The sequence below is a fragment of the Dongia mobilis genome (genome assembly GCF_004363235.1).
Taxonomy (GTDB): domain Bacteria; phylum Pseudomonadota; class Alphaproteobacteria; order Dongiales; family Dongiaceae; genus Dongia; species Dongia mobilis.
Map to the genome: position 1 here is coordinate 230,053 of NZ_SNYW01000008.1, position 24,326 is coordinate 254,378.

Annotated in this window: 23 protein-coding genes; 13 read left to right on the forward strand and 10 right to left on the reverse strand. The window is 64.0% G+C overall.

Annotated elements, in window-relative coordinates:
* Positions 1-6 precede the first annotated feature (6 nt).
* Positions 7-483, reverse strand: a complete 477-nt coding sequence (locus A8950_RS09760) for an Hpt domain-containing protein (protein WP_133613461.1) — start codon at positions 481-483, stop codon at positions 7-9.
* Positions 483-1,016 (reverse strand): response regulator, encoded by a 534-nt coding sequence (locus A8950_RS09765; RefSeq protein WP_133613462.1) that lies wholly within the window; start codon positions 1,014-1,016, stop codon positions 483-485. Before A8950_RS09765 ends, A8950_RS09760 begins: the two co-directional genes overlap by 1 nt.
* 250 nt (positions 1,017-1,266) lie before the next feature.
* On the opposite strand from A8950_RS09765, the gene A8950_RS09770 reads away from it, so the two are divergent.
* The 6 genes from A8950_RS09770 to A8950_RS09795 all read left to right on the forward strand — a co-directional run bounded on the left by A8950_RS09770 (position 1,267) and on the right by A8950_RS09795 (position 11,595).
* Entirely contained in the window at positions 1,267-2,190 is a 924-nt protein-coding gene (locus A8950_RS09770) for a winged helix-turn-helix transcriptional regulator (RefSeq protein WP_166645097.1), read from the forward strand.
* Positions 2,191-2,286: 96 nt separating this feature from the next.
* Positions 2,287-3,876 (forward strand): ABC transporter substrate-binding protein, encoded by a 1,590-nt coding sequence (locus tag A8950_RS09775; protein WP_208109816.1) that lies wholly within the window; start codon positions 2,287-2,289, stop codon positions 3,874-3,876.
* 602 nt (positions 3,877-4,478) lie between these two features.
* Positions 4,479-6,305: an ABC transporter ATP-binding protein gene (locus A8950_RS09780; protein WP_133613464.1), complete on the forward strand. Its 1,827-nt coding sequence runs from the start codon at positions 4,479-4,481 to the stop codon at positions 6,303-6,305.
* Positions 6,306-6,470: 165 nt separating this feature from the next.
* On the forward strand, positions 6,471-7,526 hold the full coding sequence (locus tag A8950_RS09785; RefSeq protein ID WP_133613465.1) for a dipeptidase: 1,056 nt from the start codon (positions 6,471-6,473) through the stop codon (positions 7,524-7,526).
* 739 nt (positions 7,527-8,265) lie between these two features.
* On the forward strand, positions 8,266-10,500 hold the full coding sequence (locus tag A8950_RS09790) for an NACHT domain-containing protein (RefSeq protein ID WP_133613466.1): 2,235 nt from the start codon (positions 8,266-8,268) through the stop codon (positions 10,498-10,500).
* A gap of 594 nt (positions 10,501-11,094) precedes the next feature.
* Positions 11,095-11,595: a PAS domain-containing protein gene (locus A8950_RS09795; RefSeq protein ID WP_133613467.1), complete on the forward strand. Its 501-nt coding sequence runs from the start codon at positions 11,095-11,097 to the stop codon at positions 11,593-11,595.
* A 17-nt stretch (positions 11,596-11,612) separates the two neighbouring features.
* Here A8950_RS09795 and A8950_RS09800 read toward each other — a convergent pair whose 3' ends face one another.
* Together A8950_RS09800 and A8950_RS09805 are read right to left on the reverse strand one after the other, a co-directional pair.
* A complete protein-coding gene (locus tag A8950_RS09800) occupies positions 11,613-12,305 on the reverse strand; it encodes a hypothetical protein (protein ID WP_133613468.1) in 693 nt (230 codons plus the stop codon).
* The gene (locus tag A8950_RS09805; RefSeq protein WP_133613469.1) at positions 12,302-13,225 is read right to left on the reverse strand and encodes a transcriptional regulator GcvA; all 924 of its coding nucleotides are present in this window, start codon (positions 13,223-13,225) and stop codon (positions 12,302-12,304) included. The genes A8950_RS09800 and A8950_RS09805 overlap by 4 nt, the downstream gene beginning before the upstream one ends.
* Positions 13,226-13,352: 127 nt before the next feature.
* On the opposite strand from A8950_RS09805, the gene A8950_RS09810 reads away from it, so the two are divergent.
* Together A8950_RS09810 and A8950_RS09815 are read left to right on the forward strand one after the other, a co-directional pair.
* Entirely contained in the window at positions 13,353-13,577 is a 225-nt protein-coding gene (locus tag A8950_RS09810; protein WP_133613470.1) for a DUF1127 domain-containing protein, read from the forward strand.
* A gap of 325 nt (positions 13,578-13,902) precedes the next feature.
* Positions 13,903-14,406, forward strand: coding sequence for a DinB family protein (locus A8950_RS09815; protein WP_133613471.1), 504 nt, complete (start codon positions 13,903-13,905; stop codon positions 14,404-14,406).
* Between the two features lie 26 nt (positions 14,407-14,432).
* Here A8950_RS09815 and A8950_RS09820 read toward each other — a convergent pair whose 3' ends face one another.
* The 5 genes from A8950_RS09820 to A8950_RS09840 all read right to left on the reverse strand — a co-directional run bounded on the left by A8950_RS09820 (position 14,433) and on the right by A8950_RS09840 (position 18,415).
* On the reverse strand, positions 14,433-15,068 hold the full coding sequence (locus A8950_RS09820; RefSeq protein WP_133613472.1) for a class I SAM-dependent methyltransferase: 636 nt from the start codon (positions 15,066-15,068) through the stop codon (positions 14,433-14,435).
* 114 nt (positions 15,069-15,182) lie between these two features.
* On the reverse strand, positions 15,183-16,163 hold the full coding sequence (locus tag A8950_RS09825; protein WP_322090932.1) for an NADPH:quinone oxidoreductase family protein: 981 nt from the start codon (positions 16,161-16,163) through the stop codon (positions 15,183-15,185).
* A gap of 94 nt (positions 16,164-16,257) precedes the next feature.
* On the reverse strand, positions 16,258-16,560 hold the full coding sequence (locus A8950_RS09830) for a hypothetical protein (protein ID WP_133613473.1): 303 nt from the start codon (positions 16,558-16,560) through the stop codon (positions 16,258-16,260).
* 119 nt (positions 16,561-16,679) lie between these two features.
* Positions 16,680-17,741, reverse strand: coding sequence for an asparaginase (locus tag A8950_RS09835; RefSeq protein ID WP_133613474.1), 1,062 nt, complete (start codon positions 17,739-17,741; stop codon positions 16,680-16,682).
* 71 nt (positions 17,742-17,812) lie between these two features.
* Complete coding sequence (locus A8950_RS09840; protein ID WP_133613475.1) at positions 17,813-18,415, reverse strand: CGNR zinc finger domain-containing protein; 603 nt, start codon at positions 18,413-18,415, stop codon at positions 17,813-17,815.
* Between the two features lie 72 nt (positions 18,416-18,487).
* Here A8950_RS09840 and A8950_RS09845 point away from each other — a divergent pair, with 72 nt between their 5' ends.
* The 5 genes from A8950_RS09845 (at position 18,488) to A8950_RS09865 (ending at position 22,951) form a co-directional block, all read left to right on the forward strand.
* Positions 18,488-19,360, forward strand: coding sequence for a DMT family transporter (locus tag A8950_RS09845; RefSeq protein WP_133613476.1), 873 nt, complete (start codon positions 18,488-18,490; stop codon positions 19,358-19,360).
* Between the two features lie 40 nt (positions 19,361-19,400).
* Positions 19,401-19,973, forward strand: coding sequence for an RNA methyltransferase (locus A8950_RS09850; RefSeq protein WP_133613477.1), 573 nt, complete (start codon positions 19,401-19,403; stop codon positions 19,971-19,973).
* Between the two features lie 197 nt (positions 19,974-20,170).
* Positions 20,171-20,689, forward strand: a complete 519-nt coding sequence (locus tag A8950_RS09855) for an invasion associated locus B family protein (RefSeq protein ID WP_133613478.1) — start codon at positions 20,171-20,173, stop codon at positions 20,687-20,689.
* A 10-nt stretch (positions 20,690-20,699) separates the two neighbouring features.
* Positions 20,700-21,839, forward strand: coding sequence for a 23S rRNA (adenine(2503)-C(2))-methyltransferase RlmN (rlmN, locus tag A8950_RS09860; RefSeq protein ID WP_133613479.1), 1,140 nt, complete (start codon positions 20,700-20,702; stop codon positions 21,837-21,839).
* Between the two features lie 14 nt (positions 21,840-21,853).
* Positions 21,854-22,951 (forward strand): tetratricopeptide repeat protein, encoded by a 1,098-nt coding sequence (locus A8950_RS09865; protein WP_133613480.1) that lies wholly within the window; start codon positions 21,854-21,856, stop codon positions 22,949-22,951.
* A gap of 85 nt (positions 22,952-23,036) precedes the next feature.
* Here the strand turns inward: A8950_RS09865 and A8950_RS09870 are convergent, their stop codons facing one another.
* Complete coding sequence (locus A8950_RS09870) at positions 23,037-23,972, reverse strand: ArsR/SmtB family transcription factor (RefSeq protein ID WP_133613481.1); 936 nt, start codon at positions 23,970-23,972, stop codon at positions 23,037-23,039.
* Positions 23,973-24,326 lie beyond the last annotated feature (354 nt).

The following is a 24,326-nucleotide window of genomic DNA, read 5'->3' on the forward strand; positions in this document are numbered from 1 at the left end:
CCGGCGTCAGGCACTGGCGCCGGGGCCAGGATTCTCGCCAGCGCCGGGCGCTGGTAGGGCGAGAATTTTCAGCAGCGCTGCGCCGTGCTCGCCCCCCATGCCGCGGATGTCTTTCGAAAGGATGACCCGCAGCGCCTCGCATTGCGCCAGCGCCCGCTTGTCGCGCGCTGCCGCATCAGCAGCGGTTTCCATATCCTTGGCCGTCAGGTGCCGGCAGAGCGCGTGCGCGATGTGCGAGACCAGTTCGAAGCCGAAACTCGCCCCCTGGCCCTTGAGGTCATGGGCCATGCGATAGGCCTCCGCCTCCCATCCCGCCGGGCGTTGCGCCACGGCGGTGAACAGCTGCCGCAGCCGCTCGAGGTTCTGCAGGCTGGCGCGGATGAAGGGCTCGCGCAGCTCCGCCACGGCGTCGCCGGCATCGCGCGCCATCGCCTCCAGTTGTGCAGCGGGCAGTTTGCCGACCTTGTCGCGCAGCGATGCCATTACCGGGTTTTCCCCTTGCCGCTTCCCTTGCCACGCCGTTCCCCGGCGATTGGTGCGGCCTTCTTGCCGCGCCGCTCCGGCCCGACATAGGCTTCCGAGCGGACGAAGGGGCGGTCGTCCTCGACCACGCGGACAAGGGCGCCATAGAGGCTCTTGAAGGAGACCGGCTTCGCCAGCACCCAACTGACCCCGGCATCCCGCGCCGTCAGCACCCGGTGCGCCTCGGTATGGGCCGTCAGCATCAGGATCGGCACTTCCGGGCAGGGCGAGTCGATGCCGCGCCGGACCAGCCGGATGAAATCGATGCCGTCGAGCGGGATCATGTTCCAGTCGAGGATGATGAGGTCGGGCGGCGCCGCCTTCATCAGGGCGAAGGCGGCCGCGGCATCGGCGGCGAGGCGCACATTCTTGATCCGCATGGCGAACAGCAGCCGCTGCACCAGATGCAGCATGTGGTCGCTGTCATCGACAATGAGAACGCTCACCGCGCTGAAATCATAGGCCTCTTGCGGCTCAAGCTTGCGGGTCGCCATGATCTTGCGGCACTGGACTCCATGATGCAGCGGCCATGGTTCGCGTCTTGCGGCGAATCTGTCAAGACGGCGCTGTTGCCGCACTCCCTGCCCTGGCTGCCCCGGTGCCCGGGTCGCTGCGGTGCATTTTCCGGGCGAATGCGGGCGACTTGGCCCGGCGGGGCTTTCGACCGGATTGCTGAAGCGTTCGATTCCCTGTTAAATCCGCACACACTTTGCACACACCCATGCGAAGCGGGATGGGATGGGGATGCGGACAGGGTCCGTCAGCGTTTATCTGGCCGGGCGGCGGGTGCGCCTGTTCAAGCGGCGCGACCGCCCCTCGCGCTTCTGGCAGGCCGCCTTCCGCCTCGATGGCCGGGCCAGGCCGCTGGTGAAGAGTACCGGCCAGGCGGAACTGGCCGGCGCCCGGCGCTGGGCGCTCGATTTCCTGGCGGGATTGGGCGGCGGCGAAGCCGTCGCGGCCACGGACGGCGACAACGGGCTCCGCCGCGAGGATCTGCTGGCCCCCTATCCCTTTCCCCATATCCGCCAGAAAAAGCGCCATGTGGAGCGCGAGATCGCGCTCAGGACGCTCAGCGCCTATGCCCGCAACCCCCTGATCGCCCAGCGTAGCCTGGCGCGGTCGCTCGATGTCTCCCTCGCCGTGGTCAATGCCTATACCAAGCGCTGCGTGCGCGAGGGCTGGCTGCTGAAACTGGAGCGGCCGCAGACCCGCGGCCGCGGCTATCGCTATGTGCTGACCCAGAGCGGCCGGAACCGGGTCGGGGAATTGCTGGCGGCCTTTCTCGCCCAGGAGCTCAGCCTGTTCCGCGTCCTCGCGGCTGATTTCCGCACCCTCCTGGCGAGGACCGGGCCGCGCCCGGTGGTCCTGCTCGGCGGCGGCGAGATGGCCGCCATCGCCCGCCTGGTCCTGGCCGAAGTGGCGCGCCGGCCGCTGCTCGAGATCGACCGGCCGCCGAAAGCCCGCGACCGGGCGCGGCTGCGGCGCCATCGCGATGCCGTCTTCTGGCTGACCGCGCCGGACGGTGTGGCAGCGATCAGGGCGGCAGCTTTCGGGCCGCTCATCGCCCAGGCCGACATCATACGCCCCGCCTTCCTGGAGGAATTTGCAAGCCCGCTCTCGCCGCGCGAACGCGGCACAATCGATGACAGAACCGGGTCGGTTGTTTGAAATAAAAACATTGCGCGGTTTTCCTGCGCGCCTACCCTGATTGCCAACAACCGGAACATCCGCCAAGCGGATAACGCACAGCAACGGAGGCCGACCATGTCGATGACGCTCGATCGGATGCAGAAACTGGCGCGCAAGGGTCGCATGGGGCGGCGCGACTTCATGCAGCTGGCCCTGGCGGCGGGCCTCACCGCCACGGCGGCGCAGACCCTCTTCGTGAAGGCGGTGCGGGCCGAACCGAAGAAGGGCGGCAAGTTCATCGCCGGCATCGGCCACGGCCAGTCATCGGACAGCCTCGATCCTGCCACCTGGGCCAATGCCTTCTCGGCCGATGTCGGCTTCGTCACCGGCAACTGCCTGACCATGATCGACCAGAAGAACAACGCGGTGCCCGATCTCGCCGAGAGCATCGAGCCCTCGCCCGACGCCAAGACCTGGGTGTTCAGGCTGAGGAAAGGCGTCGAGTTCCACAACGGCAAGACGCTGACCTCGGCCGATGTGGTGGCGACCTATGACTATCACCGCGGCGAGGCCTCGAAATCGGCGGCGAAATCGGTCCTGGCCGACATTGCCGAGGTGAAGGCCGACGGACCCGATACGGTCATCTTCACGCTGGCCTCCGGCAGCGCCGACTTTCCCTACATCACCTCGGATTACCACTTGCCGATCTACCAGGCCAGGGATGGCGGCGGCATCGCCTGGGAGGAGGGGATCGGCACCGGCCCTTTCATCCATACCAATTATGAACCCGGCGTGCGCTTCACCGCCCGGCGCAACCCGAACTACCACAAGGAGGGACCCTGGTTCGACGAGATCGAGATGCTCTCGATCGTCGACGTGGCGGCGCGGCAGAACGCCCTCATCACCGGCGACATCCATTACATGGATCGCTGCGATCTGAAGACGCTGAGCCTCCTGAAGCGCAATCCGGAGCTCGAAATCACCGACATCACCGGCTTCTCGCATTACGTGGCGCCGATGGATGTGCGCGTCGCTCCCTTCGACAATGTCGATGTGCGCCTGGCGCTGAAATGGTCGATCAACCGCGCGGAGATCGTGCAGAAGGTGCTGCTCGGCCACGGCATCGCCGGCAACGACAACCCGCTGGCGCCTTCCATCAAATTCGCCACCAATCCCGAGCCGGTCTATGCCTATGATCCGGACAAGGCTAGGTTCCATCTGAAGAAGGCCGGGCTCTCCAGCCTCTCGGTCGATCTCTCGGCCGCCGATGCCGCCTTTGCCGGCGCCGTCGACGCCGCCGTGCTGATGAAGGAATCGGCCGCCCAATGCGGCATCAACATCAACGTCGTCAAGGAAGGCAATGACGGCTATTGGGATTCGGTCTGGATGAAGAAGCCCTGGTGCTTCTCCTATTGGAGCGGCCGCCCGACGGCCGACTGGATGTTCACCACCGCCTATGCGGCAGAAGCGGAATGGAACGACACCTTCTGGAAGCATCCGCGCTTCAACGAGCTGCTGGTCAAGGCCCGCGCCGAGACCAATGACGAGATCCGCGCCGGCCTCTATGCCGAGATGCAGCAGATCCTGCACGACGATGGCGGCATTGTCGTCCTCATGTTCAACAACTTCACCTCGGCCAACAGCAGGAAGGTGGCCCATGGCGAACTCAACAGCAATTACGACCATGACGGCGGCTATATCTTCGAGCGCTGGTGGTTCGCCTGAGCTGACGGCGCCATCGGCCTGTTCCTGACCGGCCCGGTGACAAGGGGCTGAACCGCCGCAGCCGGAAGAAGCGGAGCGGTCCGCAGCGACCGCTCCTTTTTCGTTTGTCCGTTTTTCATTTCGCGCCGCGTCTTCCGCAGCGTCGGCTTCCGATCATTGCTGGCAGCGGTAACAGGCGATGCGACAATTTCAATGTCGCGCCAAGATCGCGCCGCCGGCCCCCTTGCTAAATTGTCGCGGCTCGGATATGTTCCGCTCCCTCGACGGCAATCGCGCCGTTCGACCACCAGCCGGAGGCACAGCATGACTTACATGCTCGCGTTTATGAGCCCCGGCCTGGCCGCGCCCATCGCCCACTCCTAGGTCGCAAGATCTAGAGTAGCAGGAGCGCCGGACAGGCCCCAGCGGGGTCCTGTCCATCTTCGATTAATTCCAGTTCATGACATAACCGGGTCGCCCAGCGGCCGGGATGCGTCTTCGGCCCCGCCGCCCATCCGCGCCGGGCCGGATCATCACCGCTCCCGCCGCTTCCGCCATCCGGAAAACAGAGAGAAGGCGGCCGTTTCCGGGCATTTCCGATGCCCCGCGCGGCCGGGCAACAGATGACCGATCTATCCCTTTCAACCGTCGGCGCGGCTCAACCCACCCCGCAGAAGCGCAGCGCCTTCGCGGCGGTGACGCGCTTCACCCTCGGCTACTGGCGCAAGGAATGGCCGCTCGCCTGCCTCACCGGCGGCGCCATGATGCTGGCGACATTGATGGACATCTGCATCCCGCTCTTCGCCGGCGCACTGGTCGATGCGGTCAGTGCCGGGCGCAGTGCGGAATCGCTCGATGCTGCGCTCTCGGCGCTTGCCGCCATCGTCGGCCTCGGCCTTGCTGCCGTCGTGCTGCGCTTCTGCGGCTTCCTCGGCATCGTGCGGTTGACGCTCCGCCTGATGTCGCGCGTCGTCGCCGACAGCTTCCAGCGCGTGCAGCGTTTCGCCACCGACTGGCATGCCAACACCTTCGCCGGTTCGACCGTGCGCAAGGTGACGCGCGGCATGTGGGCGCTCGACAGCTTCGACGACACGGTGCTGCTCGCCTTGCTGCCGGCCTGCGTGGTGCTGGTGGGCTCCAGTGCGATCCTGGCCTGGCACTGGCCGCTGATGGGGGCGCTGGTCCTCGGCGGCTCGGCCTTCTACGTCTTCATGGTGGTGACGCTGTCGCTGAAATATGTCGGCCCGGCGGCGGCGCTCGCCAATCAATGGGACACGCGCATGGGCGGCATGCTGGCCGATTCCATCACCTGCAACGCCGTGGTGAAAAGCTTCGGCGCCGAGGTGCGCGAGGAGGCGCTGCTCGGCCGGGTGATCGCCAAATGGCGCCGGCGCAGCCAGCGTTCCTGGATGCGCATGACCCATAACGGCACGCTGCAGGCCATGATGCTGCTGGCCCTGCGCGTCAGCATCATCGGCATGGCGCTCCTGCTGTGGTGGCAAGGCGAGGCGACGACGGGCGAGGTGGTCTATGTGCTCACCGCCTATCTGGTGATCCACGGCTATCTCTTCGACATCGGCTTCTACATCCGCGACCTGCAGCGCGCGGTCAACGAGATGGAGGAACTGGTCGAGATCAACGAGACCACGGCCGGCGTGCGCGACTGGCAATGGGCGCAGCCCATCGCCATCACCAGGGGCGAGATCGTGTTCGACCGCGTCACCTTCCATTACGGCAGCCACGCGACCCCGCTCTACCGCGATTTCTCGGTCACCATCCGGCCGGGCGAGAAGGTGGGGCTGGTGGGGCTGTCGGGCTCGGGCAAGACGACCTTCGTCAAGCTGGTGCAGCGGCTCTACGACATCCAGTCGGGCGAGATCCGCATCGACGGGCAGAACGTCGCTGCCGTGCAGCAGGCGAGCTTGCGCGCGCAGATCGCCCTGGTGCAGCAGGAGCCGATCCTGTTCCACCGGTCACTGGCCGAGAACATCGCCTATGGAAGGCCGGGGGCGACCATGGCCGAGATCGTGGCGGCGGCGAAGCTCGCCAATGCCCATGATTTCATCGCCCGCCTGCCCAAGGGCTATCTGACCCTGGTGGGCGAGCGGGGCGTCAAGCTCTCGGGCGGCGAGCGCCAGCGCGTGGCGCTGGCCCGCGCCTTCCTGGCCGATGCGCCGATCCTGATCCTGGACGAGGCCACCTCCAGCCTCGATTCGGAATCGGAGCACCTGATCCAGGAGGCGACGGCGCGCCTTATCGAGGGACGGACGGCGATCGTCATCGCCCACCGCCTCTCCACCGTGCGGGCACTCGAGCGCATCCTGGTCTTCGACCGCGGCCGCATCGTCGAGGAGGGCCGCCACGAGGAACTGGTGGCGCGCGACGGCGGCATCTATCGCCGCCTGTTCGAGCGCCAGGTCCTCGGCCTGATCGACGAGGCGGCGGCATAGCGAAGAAGGCCATGCCCGTCTCTCCCAACCCCTCTCCCCTTGCGGGAGAGGGGGTGGGGTGAGGGGCAGCCGAATGAAGAAGAAGAAACGGACAAAGCCATGCTTACTTTTCTTGTCGGTGCCGGTGCCGCTAGGATGCCAGATCATCCAGCGGAGCCCGCGAACATGAACCAGCCGATTGCCCAGCCCCCGATCCCCGTCCGGGGCGCCGAACCGACCGAGCCGCTGCTGCCGCAGGCCGACTGGCCCCGGGTCTATCGCGACGGCATCGTCTGGGACGCCCATGCCTGCCTGCCGCTGCTGCCCAATTACGATTGCCGGGCGCTGCAGCGCCACCGGGCGGCGGGGGCAACCTTCGTCTCGGTCAATGTGGGGATGGATTTCAACCCGCTCGCGCAATGCATCCGCGTCATCGCCGGTTTCCGCGACTGGATCGGCAAGCATCCCCAGGATTTCATCCTGGCGGAAACTCTCGACGACGTGCGCCGCGCCAAGGCCGAGGGGAAATTGGCGGTCGCCTTCGACCTCGAAGGCTCGATGATGCTGGACGACGATCTCGCCATGCTGGGGCTCTATCGCGATCTCGGCGTGCGCCAGATGCACCTCGCCTATAACCGCGACAACCCGATCGCCGGCGGCTGCTTCGGCCGCAACCAGGGCCTCTCCGATCTCGGGCGCGAAGTGGTCAGGGAATGCAACCGGGTCGGCATCGTCATGGATTGTTCGCATTCCAGCCGCCAGACCAGCCTCGACGTCATGGCGGTCTCGTCAAAACCGGTGGTCTTTTCGCACAGCAATGCGAAGGCCCTCTGCGACCACCCGCGCAACATCGATGATGTGCAGATCAAGGCGGCGGCCGCCACCGGCGGCCTCGTCTGTGTCACCGGCATCGGCCCCTTCCTGGGGCGCGACATCGCGACCGAAACCCTCCTCGCCCATATCGATCACATGGTGAAGCTGGTGGGGGTGGCCCATGTCGGCATCGGCATCGACTATTCCTTCGACACCGAGCACAGCGATCTCCCCGACGGCGAGGACCCCAAGGATTGGTGGCCCCCGGTCGAGGGCAGCGACTTCAACTTCTCGGAAGTCCACTTCATGCCGCCCGAGCGCCTGCCTTTCATCGCGCTCGCCCTGCTGAAACACGGCTACAGCGAGGCGGACACAGCCGCCATCCTGGGCGGCAATTTCATGCGCGTGGCGGGGGAGGGGTGGTCTTAAAGATGAAATTTCTTGATGGTGATCTTACATTGACTAAAATCTAGTAAAAGTAGAAAAAAGAAGAAATAACCGATTTGCTGCGAGCTAGGTGAAATTGGATGCCAGCCATGATTCCCGTTACAGTATTTGTCGATTGGACAGCTCAGTTTCACAACGCCGGGACTAACCGCATAGAAGACGCAAAGACGCGTAGTAAGCTCACTCTTCGAAAGACTGCGGACGCAATTGCCGACGTTCTCAGCAAAGTCGACAAAAAATCCCGTTATCGAGTTAAGCTTCGCTTCTATCATGGATGGCATGCCGGACTGTCTCCAACTGCAAATCGTCTCGTCCTGCAGTTTCTCGATAGCGAGTATGATTTGAGTCCGTCCACTTATCCTAACGTAAGATTTGAACATCCGTTTAGTTATGGCGACCGATTACTTGCTGCTCTTCCTCATCGATTGAGGCAAAAAAATCCAATTATACATCTACCGGATACATTGAGGTCATCGTTGGACGATTCGGGTCGGCCGAGGGAGAAGATGGTGGACACCGCGCTTGCTTGTGACTTGTTAGTACACGCCCGAATGGAAGCCGACGAGTGGCGGATAGTATTTGCCGAAGACGACGACTTAGTCCCAGCTTTGTTTGTCGCTGAAGCGTGGTCTAAAAGCTCTGGGGGAAAAACGTTCTTAGTTCGCAAGAGGCCTGGAAGTAAACACTTGGCTCTTGATGGATTAGTCAAGGAGTATCTAGCGTGAATCTATCGCTTGAACAGCTGACGGACGAGCTGGGCGTGTTCTCCGATATGGGTACCAGCTCTCCCAAGGTGTCTGATGGTCCGAATTACATTTCATTTGAGATTGTGCGAAATGGACAGCGGCAGTTGATCAAATTCGATAAAAAATCTTCAATAGTAACTCTAAGGACAGAGAATGAGGCGGAGAGAAAGCATGCATCATACCGGGCGCTTCTCGCCTCAGCAACCTTCGCGAACTTGCGAGAATGGGCCGGAACGCAACGTAGAGTATTGATGCAGACAATCAAGGACATAGAAGAACTAATTCCAATCGAGGGGAATTTGTCCAATTTGTCCATTGAGTCGACGGGTACTGCAAAAGAACTCATGAATGGGTACCTGGAATCTAACGAACATGGCTCCCCTGGAGTAAGGGTACTGCTAATTGATGGCCCGGCCGGTATTGGAAAGACACGGCTCATAGAATCAGTTGCTTTGAACAGGGCCCAGAATTTTGCGAAGCAGCAAAAGCCGCTGATCCTTCACGTAAAGAGTCGGGGCCGAGTGCTGACATACTTGCAGGACTTAATCGCGTTTAGCCTCCAAACTATCCGAGCGCAAGTTACCTACGATCAAGTACCAATCTTAGTTCGCCACGGGCTCATTCAGTTAGCAATCGACGGGTTTGACGAACTCGGCGACCCAAATGGTTACGATACTGCTTGGGCCCAAGTGCGGGATCTAGTTCAAGAGATTGAAGGGCAGGGGGCACTAATTCTAGCTGGACGAGAGACGTTCATCGGCCGGGAAAGATTACTTAAAGCGGTGCCCAGGCTGTCTCAGAAGGGTCACAATGTCGCTGTGCTGAGCTTGGTTGCCGTTCAGCCAGCGACGGCAAAGAAATGGCTGCGAAGCAAAGGTTGGTCGGAACAGCAATTTTCTGGCGCAGATTATTGGGGGTTGTTTGAAGAGGGCTCATATGCATTGCGCCCCTTTTTCTTAAATCGACTGGAAGAGATCTATAGCGATCATGCGGATTTTGTCTCAAATCCCCCGCTGATAATGCTTGTTAATAGAATGATAGAAAGAGAGGCGGAGAAATTTGGAGATCAGGTTGCGGCTACTTTTGGCGAGCATCAAAGGCGGACGATAGTTGCATCAATACTTTCCGAAGTTGCGAGAGATATCTCCGAAAACCAATCAGACTCTATTGATGAAGAAGCTTTGGTCTGGATAGTAGATGCTGTATTGGGAGATGAAGCGGATCCAACAGTTGCCAATCTGCTAAAGAATAGAGTGTTGGCGCTGGCATTTCTTCAAAATGATGACAGAAAGGGCAGGCGTAGCTTTGCGCATTCAGAGTTCTTCAATTTCTTTCTGTCAACTTCGGCAATTGATGCACTTAGCAAAGGTGAAATCCCAAAATTTCTTCGTCGAAATATTATCGGTGCGGACTTCTTGGTCACTTTTGGTTTGGTTCTGGAGTCAAAAAATGCAGATCAGATCCGAGATTTCCTAGTCTCAGCCAGCGAGCTTTTGCATGCTTCTCCGCTGGATAGGAGCAGTCGAAATATTGGCGCTTTAATGATCTCAGCTATTCCGATCTCTGACGGAGTGCCAAACTTTGCCATAAAGAATGTTGATGTAGATGATGCGGTAATAAGAGGAAAGGGGCAGAAATCTTCGTTGATTAACGTTACTATTAACCAGCTTGACATTCGGGAAGCTGATATTGCGCAAGTAGTTTTTGAGAGTGTTCAGATAGGGGTCTTGATTTCGGATGCTACGACTCGAGTGAGTGCTACATTTCCCAATGTATCATGGATTGAGACACTTCAAATTGATGGAAAGGAGCTAACCCTTTTGGATTCAGATGCACTCGACTGGCTAGACTCACACGGTAGAGTTGAGAGTTCTGGATTGAAGGAGAACCTCGTTCTTGACCAACTGCGCACATCACCTCTCTACAATCTACTTCAGAAGGTATGCAGAACAATGCTCCGACAGCATTGGATACGTAGCGAGGGCGATGACAGAGCGACGCTACTTGTCGACGATGAGCGATGGGAGGAGCTGGTCCAATTGTTGGCGCGACATGACTTGCTAGTAGTTGATACGTCCAAGCAGGTGGGCGGACGTCCATCGAAGTTTTTCCACGTTAGGCAAGCACGTTCGATACTAGCTGAGGAAATGGAAAATCAAAAAGTAAGAGGGCTTCTGGACGATGTGGTGGCCGCATCGACGCATCACTAGGAAACCCCTGAGAGCTATTACCTGCTTTAGAAAGACCTCACTCACATCTAAGTGACCGCGCTGACTCTCGACGCGCTGGCGATTGTGGCCGGCGGGCGCGTCGTTGATGCCAAGACCAGTCTGCTGCAGCAACAGCACGCCGCTCTCACCCAGCTGGCGCCATAGGGATGGTGGAATGGGGGTCTCGTATTCCCGCCCTGCATTTTTCGTCCAGGCGCGTTTGGCTTTCGCCTGGTTTCGGCTGTCTTTCGTCCTAACGCATCATATTTTTCCGCGCTGGCCCGATCTGGTTAATGATGGCTGCGGCCGCAGCGTCGGGGATGAAGCTGCGATGCGGCCAAGCCTCTGGCCTGGCGTGATCTTTTCCACAGGGCCGGGTGCCGCCAGCCGGCGGGCAGGGTTAATTCCTGTTGCGGCGCATTTTCTTCAACTTGTCGGTAACGCATTAAAATAATTCTAAGATAAGATGTGCTGACCTATATGGAGGGCATGACATGGCCGTTAGGACAATTCTGAAATGCTCACACCATTGAATAGATTTGGCGCCGAGGTGCCGGCCGCGCGCGGGCGCCACGTCCATCATCGAGTCCGGCCATGATTGAGGTGACGCCGCCGGGCGACCCCGACTGGCTGGTGCAGATGCCGGCCGATGTGCAGGCGCTCTATCGCTATTGGGATGCGCGACGCGGTGCGCGCCGGATGCCGGCGCGGAGCGATCTCGACCCGGCCGAGATGAAGCCCTATCTCGCCGGCCTGATGCTGATCGACGTGGTGCCGGATGAGCGGCTCTATGTCTATCGCCTGGTGGGCACGCGCGAGGTGGCGCTGCGCGGCATGGATCCCACCGGCCGGCCGGTCGAGGGCAACACCATCCATCCCGATTCCAGCCATGCCCTGCGCAATTACGACCAGGTCGTGCTGTCGCAGGCACCCTGGTACGACAACACGCCCTTCCTCGCCGCCGACCAGCGCATCATGAGCCTGGAGGCGATCTTCCTGCCGCTCTCGACCAATGGCGAGGATGTCGACAAGATCCTGGTCTATGCCGCCTATCAATCGGTCGACCCGATGCCGGACGTCTCGCTCTCCTGGTGAGGCGGGCGGCCAGCGCGTCAGCGCAGCGTATAGACCGTGGCGGCGCCGCGCAGGTCGAGGAGTTCGGTCTGCAGGGATTTCAACTCGCCCTTCCAGACATTGACGATGGCGATGGCGCCGCGGAAATCGACGCTGAGCAATTGCGCGCGGTCGGCGAGGCTCATATCCCAGAAGCCGCGGAACTGGTCGGGCGTGAAGGCGGCGGGCGAGGGCAGATTGCCGGCGATGCGCTGGCGCTGGTCCTCGGGCAATGCCTTGTCGACGAACAGCAGGATGGCGCTGCCAGAACCCTCGGCATCGACATAGAGCCGGTCGGCGACGCCGAATTGCCGTTCGAGTTGCGGCAGGACCGCATCGGCACGGGCACCTGCCGGCAGCGGACCGGAATTCACCCGCACCCAGAAGATCCGCTCGCCGTCCTCCTTGTTGGTGAAATGCAGTTCCATCTTCTCCTCGCCCGTACCGTCGGCGCGGGCGAGCGTGGTGTGGATGTGATAGGCCGGCCAGGGCAGGCCGACGCTGTCGATGACGCGGGGACCCAGCTTCTCCTGATAGATGCCTTCCAGATATTCGCCGTCGAGGGCGTCTTCCAGCGGCATGTCGAGCGGCACGTTGTTGAGCCGCCAGCGCTGGGTCGCATCGGCGCCGGCAGGGACCGCCGCCAGCAGCAGCAGGACGAGGGCGAGGAGAAGGGCGCGTGGCGACATCATGACGTGGCGGCTCCGGTGGCTTTCTGGAAGTCCTGCATCTGGCCGAAGATCCAGTCGCGGAAGGCCTTCACCTTGGCCTGTTTGAGCCCGCCCTTGCCATAAACGATGTAATAGCCGGTATCGAGCTTCACGCTGTCGCGGAAGGGGCGCACCAGATGTCCCTTCTTGAGGTCGTCGCCCGCCAGCATGGTATTGCCGAGGGCGACGCCGAGGCCGTCGATCGCCGCCTGGATCATCAGGTTGGAATAGTTGAAGGTGAGGTTGGTCTTGAGCTCCAGCGTCGGCGCGCCGACGGCGGCCAGCCAGCGCGGCCAGAAATCGAAATGCGCGCGGCGCCAGTCGAGGTCCGAGATCAGCTTGAAATGGGCGAGGTCCTGCGGCGTGCGCAGCGGATGCGGGCCTTCCATCAGCTTCGGCGAGCAGACCGGGAACACCTCGTCCTGCAGCAGCAGCTCGGCATCGAGGCCGGGCCATTGCCCGCGGCCATAGCGGATGCCGATATCGACATCGCCCTCGCCGATGGGGTCGAGCCGGTCGGTGGCCGAGATGCGCACCTCGATCTCGGGATGGCGCGTCTGGAAATCATGCAGCCGCGGCACCAGCCATTTCGAGGTGAGCGAGGGGAGGGCGCTGACGGTGAGCGGCCCGCCGCCGGGGAAGAGCCGCATCTCGGCCGAGGCCTCGGCCAGCTGCTGGAAGGCGGCGCGCACCGGCGGCAGATAGCGCCGCCCGGCCTCGGTCAGAGAGAGGGCGCGCGCGCCGCGCTCGAACAGCAGCACGCCCAGCCATTCCTCCAGCGCCTTGATCTGGTGGCTGATGGCGCTGTGGGTGACGGCCAGTTCGTCCGCCGCCTTGGTGAAGGAAAGGTGGCGCGCGGCGCTTTCGAAATAGCGGACGGCTTTGAGCGGGGGCAGGCGCAAGGGGGCCAACTCCGATTGTCAGAAAGATTCACAGAACAAGTTAGAAACGATCGTTTGTTTGTCACTCAATGCAAGCATAACTTCATCCCAACGGCAATGCCGCCGGTTAGAAATTTGTGAGGATACAATGAGCCAGACCAGTTCCTTTGCGGGTTTTTCGTCGGCTCGGCGCACCCGCTTCGCGACTCCCATCGAATTCACTTCTCTGCTGGTCGCCAGCCTGCAGGCCTGGCGCGAACGGGTCCGGTCGCGCCGCGACCTGATGCGGCTTTCGGAACACCAGCTGAAGGATATCGGCCTCTCGCGCCAGGATGCCGAGCAGGAATGGCAGAAGCCGTTCTGGCAGGCGTGAGGCAAGACCATTGCGGCGCCCCCTGCCGCAGACCGTTCCGGCGGAGCCTCTCCCCCGGAAGCCCTTTCGCCGGTGCCCGCCGGCGAAAGGCGCCTGGGCCGAACCCCATTCGGCCCAACCTGGATAACTTGCGCCATCGGTTCCATTGCGGAACCGGTGGCGGATTTTCCGGGACGCCCTGATTCGATCTGGGACGCATCAATTCCTTGCCGGAAGTTCCTTGCCAGAAATTCCTTGCCAGAATCAGTTTCCGGATCGCTTTCCACCTTCGCATCTGTGACAACATTAGAAATTTGACGAGCCAGAGAAGCCACGGGTTCACGCCATGCTCGATTATTTCCTGACCCTCGCGCGCTATAACCAATGGGCCAATGCGCGCCTCTATGCCGCCGTGGGCCAGCTCGACGCCGCGGCGATCGCGGCACCGCGGGTGGGCTTCTTCCCATCGCTCTTGAAGACGCTCAACCATCTGATGGTGACCGACCGCATCTGGCTGGGGCGCCTCACCGCGACGCCGGATGCCGCGATCAAATCCCTCGACGACATGCCCTATCCCGATTTCTCCGATCTGCGCGCGGCGCGGGCGGCGCTTGATGGGCGGATCATCGAGGTGGTGGGCGGGCTGGCGCCGGCCAGGCTCGGCGAGGTGCTGGTCTACAAGACCATGGCCGGCCAGCCGCACGAAACGCCGATGGCCCTGGTCCTCGGCCATCTCTTCAACCACCAGACCCATCATCGCGGGCAGGCCCATGCCATGCTGTCCGGCACGGCGGTGCCGCCGCCGGTCCTCGACATCATCTATTTCCTCAGGGATACCGGCGCCGCCTAGTCGGTGCAGCCGGGGCGGCGTGCCCGCTAGGCGGCGTGATCCAGGCGCGGCCGGCCGCGCAGGCCGAAAAAGTGGCGCGGCTTCTGCGGCAGCGCCGAACGCGCCCGCTTGGTATAGCGCCAGACGCTGGCCGGCGGCAGGTTCTGCAACACGCGTTCCTCGACCTCGCCCTCGATGCCGAGGCGCTCGCGCGGCAGCGGCGAGAAGATGCCGTAGGTGAACTGGATGAAGGGCGCACCCGGCTGCAGCAGGGCGAAAGCCTGGGCACCGATGCGCAGCTGGATCGACCGCTTGAAGGTCAGCAGCGGCAGGCTGGAAACGATGGCCGATACCGGCAGCAAATTGTGCCGCCGCAGCAGGGCGGCCAGATGCAAGGCATCGCCGAGCAACACGCGCACGCCGGGAAAGCGGTCGCTGAGATAGCGATGCAGCACGGGATCGCGCTCGACCACCACCAGGCGGTCGGGGGCGACGCCGCTGGCGAGCAGGGCGCGCGTCACCGAGCCGGTGCCGCCACCCAGTTCGACCACATAGCCGGCGGCATCGCGCGGCACCTGCCGGGCCATGGCGGCGGCCAATTCGGGGCTGGAGACGGCGACCGCGCCGATCGAGCGCGGGTTCTTCAGCCACAATTTGAACAACAGGCGGGAATCTTTGAGCATGGGGTTCCGCAGGTTATGGGACCTGATCCGGCCAGCAGGATAGGGTCCCGTAGCTGACGCCAATCTGTCACCTTGCCCGCGTTCCGGCAATGGCTGCCTTGCGGCAGGACCGCCTCACGGGGTGAGCACGATCTTGCCGGTCGAGCGCCTGGCCAGCAGGGTCTCGAAGGCCTGGCGCCACGCCGCCAAGGGCAGGATTTCCGATATATGGGGCTTCAGCTGGCCCTTCGCCACCATGGCGCCCAGGGCCTCGAACCCCGCCGCCAGCAAATCGGGCCGGTGCTGCCGGTAGGAACCCCAATAGAAGCCCAGCGCGTCGACATTCTTCACCAGCAGGATGTTGGCGGGAATCTGCGGCACCCGCCCGCCGGCAAAGCCGATCACGATGAGGCGCGCGTTCCAGGCGACCGCGCGCAGGCTGGCATCGAACACGTCGCCGCCCACCGGGTCATAGACCACATCGGCACCGCGCCCGCCGGTCAGCGCCTTGACCCGCTCGCGGATGTCCTCCTCGCGGTAATCGATCGCGTCATCGGCGCCATGGGCGATGGCGATGGCGCATTTGTCCGGCCCGCCCGCGGTGGCGATGACGCGGGCGCCCAGCGCCTTGCCGATCTCGACCGCGGTCAGGCCGACACCGCCCGCCGCCCCATGCACCAGCAGGGTCTCGCCCGGCTGCAGGCGGGCCTTCCAGACGAGGGCGCCATAGGAGGTGCCATAGGCGATGGGAAAGCCGGCGGCCGCGGGGAAATCGAGGCCGGGCGGCAAGGGGAAGACGTCACCCGCCCGGCAGAGTGCCATCTCGGCAAAGGCGCCCTGATCGACCATGGCCATGACCTTGTCGCCAACGGCGCGGCCGGCAATGCCGGGCCCCAGGGCATGGATGATACCGGCTAGTTCCAGACCCGGCACGAAGGGCGGGTTGGGCTTCACCTGATACTTGCCGGCAGCCATCAGCGAATCGGCGAAATTGAGCCCGGCGGCCTTGACCGCGACGACGATCTCGCCGGGGCCCGGTTCCGGTGCCGGCAGCTCGCCCAGGCGCAACGATTCATAGCCTTCCGGCGCATCGCAGATCAGGGCCCGCACGCTCACCTCCTCGCATTCCGCATCCGGCTACATGCCTAGCCGGATGCGCCATGCGCGGTAAAGCCCCGAGACGCGTTCCCTGCGAAGCGGCGGGCGCCGCTCAATCGAAGATCGGCAGCACGATGTTGATGGTCGGGCGCTCATAGCGCACCGGCCCCGGATGGTAATAAACCGGCGGCGGCGCGACATAGACCGGTTCGTAGACATATACCGGACGCGGCTTCACATAGATGACCTGCGGGCCATGCTGGTGAAAATGGCCATGATTGCCGTGCTTGCCGTGATGCTTGTGCTTGTGGTCGGCCATGGCGGGCGTCGTCGCGACGCCGAGGGCGCCAACGATTGCAAGGCCGGCGATGATGCGGCGCATGAACCGCCTTGCGTTCGTCCAGTCTACTTTCATGTCCCCTTCTCCTTTTGTCCTGGCGCGGGATTCGCCCGGCCTTTCGGCAAAAAGGATAGTGGCGGGGTGGTCGATTGCGTTGTGATGAGGCTGTGGCGACACGAAAGCGTGATCGGCCCTCAGAACGGGGCGGAATCACGCAAGCCCGCGGCGGGCTGGATGCTGCCCACCTCGGTGCCCGCCCAGTTGCGCAGGGTGGGCGTCAGGCTCTGCCGCAATTGTTCCGCCTCGCCTTCGTCGATGATTCCGAAATGGCGCAGCAGATGCCCCATCACCAGTTCGGCACCGCGGCCGTTGCCGTCCTCGATCTTGAGGCAGAGGCCGAAGCCGAGTTCGGGCAGGGCGGCCATATAGACGCCTTCGGCACCGGTCTTGATCGCGGCCCTGGCACCCGTCACGCGCATCACCTCGGTGCAGAAACGACCGGTCCCGGCGACATACCATGGCTCGGCCGTCATCGCCTTGAGGACGCGCGCACTGGCCGCGGCGCGGGCGGGCGAAAGGTCCTTCGGATCCGCCATCTTCGCCATGCCGAGGGCGTGATGGCCGACCGGAATGGCAATGGTTGGGATGCCGCAGCCATCGATGCCGCGCGGCACATCGCCCAGATCCTGACCGCACATCTGCTCGAGAATGCCGAGCAGTCGCTGCTGCACCTGGTGCTCGTAGCGCACGTAATCCTGCGTCGGCTCACCGAGATGCACGGCGGTGGTGAGAAACCCGGCATGCTTGCCGGAGCAATTGTTGTGGGCGCGGGTCGGCATTTCGCCGGCGCGCAGCATGGCATGGGCGGCTGGTTCGAAATAGGGATAATGCGGGCCGCATTCCAGGTCCTCGGCGGAAAGGCCGATCCGCGCCAGCCAGGCATTGACCGCCTCGACATGGCCGGGTTCGCCGCTATGCGAGGCGCAGGCCAGCGCGATCTCGCGGTCGCCGAGGCCGAAGCGGTCGGCCGCCCCCGATTCCACCAGCGGGATGGCCAGCAGTGGCTTGATCGCCGAGCGGCCATAAATCGGCCGTTCGATATCGCCCCAGGCGCGGACCACGTCGCCATCGGCATCGACCACGGCGGCGATGGCCCGGTGCCGGCTCTCGACCAGATTGCCGCGCCAGACCTCGACCAGGATCGGGCTGTCGCCCTGCGGCAGCTCGGCATGGACATGGTGATGATGCTGGTTCATGGGCAGGCACTCGGCAGGCGTCGGATTTGGCGCGCACAATGCGCCGCGCCGGGCGCAATGGCAACAATCAGCTAGAAGCCGGCGTCGGCGTGGCGCCGCCGCGCCCGGAAGCCGCGCACCTTGGCCCTGGTGCCGCAATCGGCCATCGCACACCAGCGCCGCCTGCCGTTGCGGGTGGCATCGAAAAAGAGCCATTGGCAGGTCTCACCGGGGCAGCGCTTGATGCGCGTGATGGCGTCGCCGCGCAACAGGTCGACGGCATCGGCGGCGATGTCGGCATGGAGCTGCGCCGCGGCGTCGGCAGCCGCCAGCGGGATTGCCCGCCCGCTGCCCGCATCCCAGCGCAGCCCGGCAAGCTGCTGGCGTGCCGCGGCGGCGACGGCGTCGAGATCCGCCTGTGCTGGCGCCGATCCATTAAGGATTGCATCGAACAGCCGGCAGAGGCAGTCGCGCAGGGCGCGGAAGCGGGCAAGGTCGGTTTTTCCCGGCGGCGCGGCCAGCGGGTGCCCGCCGCGCGCCGCCCAGGCGGCAAGGCCGGCCGCGTCCGCCAGCCGGTCGCCGCCGGTGGCGCGGGTATGCGTGTTGCAGAAATCCAGCGACAGACGGCCGGCCAGGAACTCGAACCGTGGCAATCCGGCGGTCGCGCTGTTTGATGTCCTGTCGATCTCGCTCACCTCTGTCACCAGTTAAATTCAATTGACTGGTTACGTGGTCGAACTATCCTGTAACCATTAAAACAAATCAAGATGGTTTCGATGCAACAGCGCGCCATGTTGGCCCTGCTCGCCGGCGTCCTGCTTTCGGGGCTGAGCCCGATCCTGGTCCGCCTCAGCCCGGTCGATCCCGGCGCCACCGCCTTCTGGCGGCTGGTCGCCGCCGCAATCATGATGCTGCTCTTTGCCCGCTTCCAGGTGCGTCTGCCCCTGCGGGTGATCGGCGCCGTCGCCGCGGCCGGCTTCCTGCTGGCGGCCGACCTCGTCCTCTGGAACATGGCGATCGTCAGCACTACCATCCTCGAGGCGACCCTCCTCGTCATGCTCTATCCGCTGCTGGTGGCGGCGGCGGAGATCCTCTGGCTGAAGCGGCAGCTGGGCTGGCCGCTGGTGGCGGGCGGCCTCATCGCCTTCGGCGGTGCCGCGCTGATGAGCCTCGGCCCCAGTACCGGCCAATCCAGCCTCGCCGGCAACGCGCTTGCTCTCACCGCCGCCTTTTTCTATGCCGGTTCGCTCCTGATCATCGCGCGTTCCTGCCGCGGCCATGACGTGATGGCGGTGACCTTCTGGCAGATGCTGAGTGCCGCCCTCTGTTCACTGCCGACGCTGTTGTGGGAACCGAATTTCTTGCCCGCCGATGCTGCGGCCTGGCGCTTTGTGGGCATCTATGGCCTCGTCACCGTCGGCGGCTATCTTCTCATCAATATCGGGCTGCGTCGGATCGCCGCTAGCATCGCCGCCATCCTCGGCTATGCCCAGCCGGTGATCGCCACCGTGATCGCCTATTTTCTGCTGGCCGAGATGCCGAGCCACATTGCCCTGCTGGGCGGCGCCGTGGTGCTGGCGGGGCTGTTCCTGGCGGGCGCCGCGCGCAAGCCGACACCGGCCGCCATCGCAGCAAGTTGAAGGCTGGAAATGGCCGGCGGCTTTGGCTAGGGTCCGGCCCATGAACAGCAACCCGGTCAATCGCGGCTATTTCGGCATCGGCGTCGAGGGCATCTCGAAGCCGATGAATCTCGGCGCCGTACTCAGGACGGCGCACGCCTTCCATGCCAGTTTCTGCTTCACCATCGGCGCCGGTTTCAACGTGCGCGAGGTGCTGGCCTCCGACACCTCGGCGGCGGTCGACAACATGCCGGTCCACGTCTATCCCGACCTTGCCGCCTTCACCCTGCCGCTGGGTTGCCGGCTGGTCGGGATCGAGATCACCGATGATGCCATCGACCTGCCCAGCTTCACGCATCCGCCCGCCTGCGCCTATGTGCTGGGGGCGGAAAAGGATTCGCTCTCGCCCGCCTTGCAGGCGCGCTGCGACTTCATCGTCAAGGTGCCGACGCGGTTCTGCGTGAACCTGTCCGTGGCCGGTGCCATCGTCATGTATGACCGCATGATCAGCCTGGGCCGCTTCGCCGAACGCCCGGTCCGCGTCGGCGGCCCCGCGGCGCCCCTTGCGGCGCATAAGCGCGGTCTCCCCGTCTGGAAACAGAAGCAGCTGAAAAAGCAGAACAATTCCGCTTGATCCACAGGCCCGGGCGCGGCCCTTTGGGTGGATTTTGCGACCGATCCCTGATAGATCATGGCCCAGACAAGTCATGCGCCCAGGGCGGCCGGCCCCTATGCCGGCGGCCGGCGTTCGAAGACAGGATGAAGATGCAGCATTGGTTCGATAGGGTGTCTGGCGGATGCAACCCGGCAAGCCGGCGCCGCGGCCGGTTCGTGGCGCAGGTCGTCGTCCCGGCCCTGATTCTGGCCGGGATTCTGGCTGGTATCGCCGCCGCGCCGGTTCTGGCCGACACGCCCAAGAATCTGGGTGCCTTCGAGAAATGGCGCGCGCTCACGGCCACCGCCGACGGCAAGCGCACCTGCTATGCGATGAGCATTCCGGTCGAGAAGAAGGGCAATGTCGCGGGGCGGGGCGAAGCAGCCGCCATGGTCACTCATTTCCCCGAGATCGGCGCCCTCGACCAGGTCTCGATCGTGCTCGGCTTCGAGCCGGCTTCCAACAATCCGGTGATTGCCAAGATCGGCGGCTTCACCTTCACGCTGGACGAGGTGGCGGGCGATCGCGCCTGGGTCAAGGGCCGTGCCAATGACCGGGCCATGGTGCAGGCACTGAAGAAATCGAACCGCATGGTGGTGACGGCCTCGACCGCCAAGGGGCTGAAGGTCGTGGATACCTATGACCTTACCGGCTTCACCAAGGCCTATGGGGCCATGAGCAAGGCCTGTTCGTGAGGCACCGGTCATGAGCACGGAGAAGCACGCCGCCACCTTCGCCCCGCCCGCCGTCAACGCGGACGGCAAGCGCGACCTCATCGGCCTCGACCGGGGCGAACTCGAGGCTCTGATGGCGGAGGTGGGCGAGCCCAAATTCCGCGCCCGCCAGCTGTGGCACTGGCTCTATCACCGCGGCGAGCGCGATTTCGCGCAGATGCACAATCTCTCCAAGGAATTCCGCCAGCGCCTCGGCGAGAAATTCTATGTCGGCCGCCCCGGCATTGCGGTCGATCTGGCGTCGAAGGACGGCACCCATAAATGGCTGCTCGAACTGCGCGACGGGCAGAAGGTCGAGGCCGTGCACATTCCGGAAGAGGATCGCGGCACGCTCTGCGTCTCCTCGCAGGTCGGCTGCACGCTGACCTGCAAGTTCTGCCATACGGGCACACAGCGCCTTGTGCGCAACCTCGCCGCCGACGAGATCGTCGGCCAGGTGATGATGGCGCGCGACCATCTCGGCGAATGGCCGAGCCCGAAGGACGGGCGCATGCTGTCCAACATCGTCATGATGGGGATGGGCGAGCCGCTCTACAATTTCGAGAACGTGGCGAAGGCGCTGAAGATCGTCATGGATGGCGAGGGCATCGCCATCTCGAAGCGCCGCATCACGCTTTCGACCGCCGGCGTCGTGCCGCTGATCGAGCGCTGCGGCGCCGAGCTCGGCGTCAATCTTGCCGTCTCGCTGCATGCGGTCAATGACGAGCTGCGCGACCAGATCGTGCCGATCAACAAGAAATATCCCATCAGGGAATTGATGGCTGCCCTGCGCAATTATCCCGGCCTCAACAATGCGCGTCGCATCACCTTCGAGTACGTCATGCTGAAGGGCGTCAACGACAGCAAGGCCGATGCCCATGCGCTGGTGAAGCTGATCAAGGGAATCCCGGCCAAGGTCAATCTCATCCCGTTCAACCCATGGCCGGGTGCGCCGTTCGAGCGCTCGACGCCGGGCGCCATCCGCGACTTCTCGGACATCGTCTTCGATGCCGGTTATTCCAGCCCGGTCCGGACGCCGCGCGGCGAGGACATCATGGCGGCCTGCGGCCAGCTGAAAAGCGACAGCGTCAAGCAGCGCCGCAGCGCGCGCGATCGCGAAGCCGCGGCCTAGTGGCGCCGCCGCCCATGCGTCTTCCGCTTGTCGCCTTGCTGCTCTCGCTGGCCGTGATGCCGGCCGCCATGCCGGTGCTGGCCGACGACAAGCCGGCGGAGCCGCCGGCAGATGCGCCGGCGGCGACCGAACAGGCGCCGCAACCGCTGCATCCGCTGCTGGAATCCTGCGTCAGTTCGCCGACCCCGGATGCCGCCACCATTGCCTGCAGCAGCGCGATCGACAGCCGCCAGCTGCAGGGCGACGCGCTTGCCATGGCACTCTATGCCCGCGGCATGGCACAGGCGCGGCGCGGCCAGATGCAGGCCGGCATCCTCGATTTCACCGCCGCCATCGACCTTGCTCCCGATGCGACCGACGCCCTCTATGCGCGCGGCTCCGCCCAGGCCCAGATCCAGCGCCACGACCTCGCCGTGGCCGATTACGACCGTGTGCTGAAGATCGAACCCAGGGATCTCGATTCGCTCTATCGCCGGGCCTGGTCGCTCACCATGCTGGGGCGCGACAAGGAGGCGGTGGCCGATCTCACCGCCGTCATCCAGCAGGTGCCGGACGATATCGATGCCATCATGGATCGCGGCGGGCTCCTCATCCGCCTTGGCGATTTCAAGGCAGCGATCGCCGATTTCGACCGCGTGCTGAAGTCCGAAAAGGACGCCGCCGCCGCCCATTACAATCGTGGCCGCGCCCATGCCCTCCTCGGTGATGCCGCGGCGGCGCAGCGCGATTTCGCCGCCGCCCGCGCCGCCCGGGCGGAAAACCCCTATGCCGCCTTGCGCGAATATCTGGCCGCGTCCCAGGCGGGCAAGCCAGAGCAGAAACTGCTCGAGGATGCCATCCAGCACTTCCCGATCGACCAATGGCCGCTGCCGGTCCTCGCTTGCCTCGCCGGCCAGATCAGCGAGAGCGACCTGCTGGCCGCTGCCGGCACGGTCAACAAGGTGACCGCCCAGCGCCTGGCTCAGGAGGCGCATTTTTATCTGGGCGAGGCGGCATGGGCGAAGAAGGACGCCAAGGCGGCGCGCGCCCATTTCGAGGCGGCGGCCAAGGGCGACCGCACGGTGCCGGAAGTGATCGATGCCGGCTGGCGCCTCGCGCAATTGAAGCCCTGACATGGAAGCCCTGGCATTAAAGACCTGGCATTGAAGACCTGACCCGGGGCCGGGCCAGGAGGGTGCGCCCGGCACAGCGGGGGGCCTAGCGGCGCCGCGACGTGCGGGTTACGGGCGTGCCGGCGAGATGTGCCAGCAGCCTGTCGCCGAGGTTCTCGAAGCATGCGCGGTTGAGCGCCAGGTCGCGCCGCTGGCCGATGCGCGTCTCCACGATCAATCCCGCCTTGCGCAATTCGCCGAGGTGATAGCTGATCGCCGGCGGCGACAGATCGAGCCGCCGCCCGATCTCGGCCGCGCTCAATGTCTCGCGTGCCAGAAGCTGCGCGATGCTGCGGCGGCTGGCGTCACCCAGGGCAGCGCAGAAATGGGCGATCTCGCCATCGTCGTTTCTGCCGACAGCATGCCGGGCCCCGGCTGCCCTGGCGGGAATTGCGGGCAACGACGCCGCTATCTCCAGCGCCAGTTCCGGATCGTGACAGGGCAGCAGGACAATGTGGCGTCCGCCCGCGGCCGCCCGCCGGTGCCAGAAGCCGCCGGCATCGAAGGCCGTCGCCACCAAATCGATCCGTTCCAGTCGATTGGCGGCAAGGCGCCCGCCGCCCGCGGCGGCGTGCATGTCGCCTGCGGCCGGCCGCAGGCCGCGCCGATAGGGTTCAAGCGACAGATTCAGTCCGGCTAGGCTGCCGAGGTCGACGTCCCGCCGCTGACTGGCGCGCATCAGCCGATCCTCGAGTCGGGCGACAGCGGCGTTGTAGCTGCCGGCCTTGGTCTCGAAGGCGGCGGCAAAGCGGGGCAGGAAGGCGACGAGTTCCATTGCGAGGCGCCGCCGCTCTGCCTCGCTGAAGGTCTCCGTGGCCGCCTTCTCCAGCGCGGCCGGCAGGTGCGCAAGATCCGGCCCCTCTGCCAAATCGCAGACCAGGATGGCGGCGCGATGCCAGAATTCGCGCTCGCCTGATCGATTTGCCAGCGCCAGGCAGATTTCCAGGCGGGGATTGATCCCGGTCAGGAATGTGGCAGGCATGAAGAAATTCCATCACTATCGAATATTCAATAATAATAAAATATATGTGCAAGTCCATATTGCCGATGCCATGGCCAGGATGCCAGCCTGCCGGCAGCAATCAGGCGGACGATGTATTTCCCCTCATCGAGGAATAATTTGGCTTTCTGTGTGAAAGGGGCGCCCGGCAGACCGCCTGCACGATGGGGGGAGGTGCAATCTGGCGGTCTGCCGGGTGCTCTTGAGAACTGGCCCGGGGCTGCGGGCCAGGACCCAAGTTGGCGCGTGCCGGGGACGCAATCGGCTTAGCCAAGTGGCTCGATGCCGGTACGGTCCGCCGCCACGGAATGGATCAACAGCACGACTCTCCGCCCG

What these genes read in the sequence shown, in the direction of transcription:
- A8950_RS09770 (WP_166645097.1), top strand. Translation starts at nt 1,267, where the DNA reads ATGCGGACAGGGTCCGTCAGCGTTTATCTGGCCGGGCGGCGGGTGCGC.
- A8950_RS09775 (WP_208109816.1), top strand. Translation starts at nt 2,287, where the DNA reads ATGTCGATGACGCTCGATCGGATGCAGAAACTGGCGCGCAAGGGTCGC.
- rlmN (WP_133613479.1), top strand. Translation starts at nt 20,700, where the DNA reads ATGAGCACGGAGAAGCACGCCGCCACCTTCGCCCCGCCCGCCGTCAAC.
- A8950_RS09810 (WP_133613470.1), top strand. Translation starts at nt 13,353, where the DNA reads ATGAGCCAGACCAGTTCCTTTGCGGGTTTTTCGTCGGCTCGGCGCACC.
- A8950_RS09780 (WP_133613464.1), top strand. Translation starts at nt 4,479, where the DNA reads ATGACCGATCTATCCCTTTCAACCGTCGGCGCGGCTCAACCCACCCCG.
- A8950_RS09870 (WP_133613481.1), bottom strand. Translation starts at nt 23,972, where the DNA reads ATGCCTGCCACATTCCTGACCGGGATCAATCCCCGCCTGGAAATCTGC.
- A8950_RS09845 (WP_133613476.1), top strand. Translation starts at nt 18,488, where the DNA reads ATGGTTTCGATGCAACAGCGCGCCATGTTGGCCCTGCTCGCCGGCGTC.
- A8950_RS09830 (WP_133613473.1), bottom strand. Translation starts at nt 16,560, where the DNA reads ATGAAAGTAGACTGGACGAACGCAAGGCGGTTCATGCGCCGCATCATC.
- A8950_RS09850 (WP_133613477.1), top strand. Translation starts at nt 19,401, where the DNA reads ATGAACAGCAACCCGGTCAATCGCGGCTATTTCGGCATCGGCGTCGAG.
- A8950_RS09765 (WP_133613462.1), bottom strand. Translation starts at nt 1,016, where the DNA reads ATGGCGACCCGCAAGCTTGAGCCGCAAGAGGCCTATGATTTCAGCGCG.
- A8950_RS09785 (WP_133613465.1), top strand. Translation starts at nt 6,471, where the DNA reads ATGAACCAGCCGATTGCCCAGCCCCCGATCCCCGTCCGGGGCGCCGAA.
- A8950_RS09815 (WP_133613471.1), top strand. Translation starts at nt 13,903, where the DNA reads ATGCTCGATTATTTCCTGACCCTCGCGCGCTATAACCAATGGGCCAAT.
- A8950_RS09800 (WP_133613468.1), bottom strand. Translation starts at nt 12,305, where the DNA reads ATGATGTCGCCACGCGCCCTTCTCCTCGCCCTCGTCCTGCTGCTGCTG.
- A8950_RS09820 (WP_133613472.1), bottom strand. Translation starts at nt 15,068, where the DNA reads ATGCTCAAAGATTCCCGCCTGTTGTTCAAATTGTGGCTGAAGAACCCG.
- A8950_RS09835 (WP_133613474.1), bottom strand. Translation starts at nt 17,741, where the DNA reads ATGAACCAGCATCATCACCATGTCCATGCCGAGCTGCCGCAGGGCGAC.
- A8950_RS09865 (WP_133613480.1), top strand. Translation starts at nt 21,854, where the DNA reads ATGCGTCTTCCGCTTGTCGCCTTGCTGCTCTCGCTGGCCGTGATGCCG.
- A8950_RS09795 (WP_133613467.1), top strand. Translation starts at nt 11,095, where the DNA reads ATGATTGAGGTGACGCCGCCGGGCGACCCCGACTGGCTGGTGCAGATG.
- A8950_RS09760 (WP_133613461.1), bottom strand. Translation starts at nt 483, where the DNA reads ATGGCATCGCTGCGCGACAAGGTCGGCAAACTGCCCGCTGCACAACTG.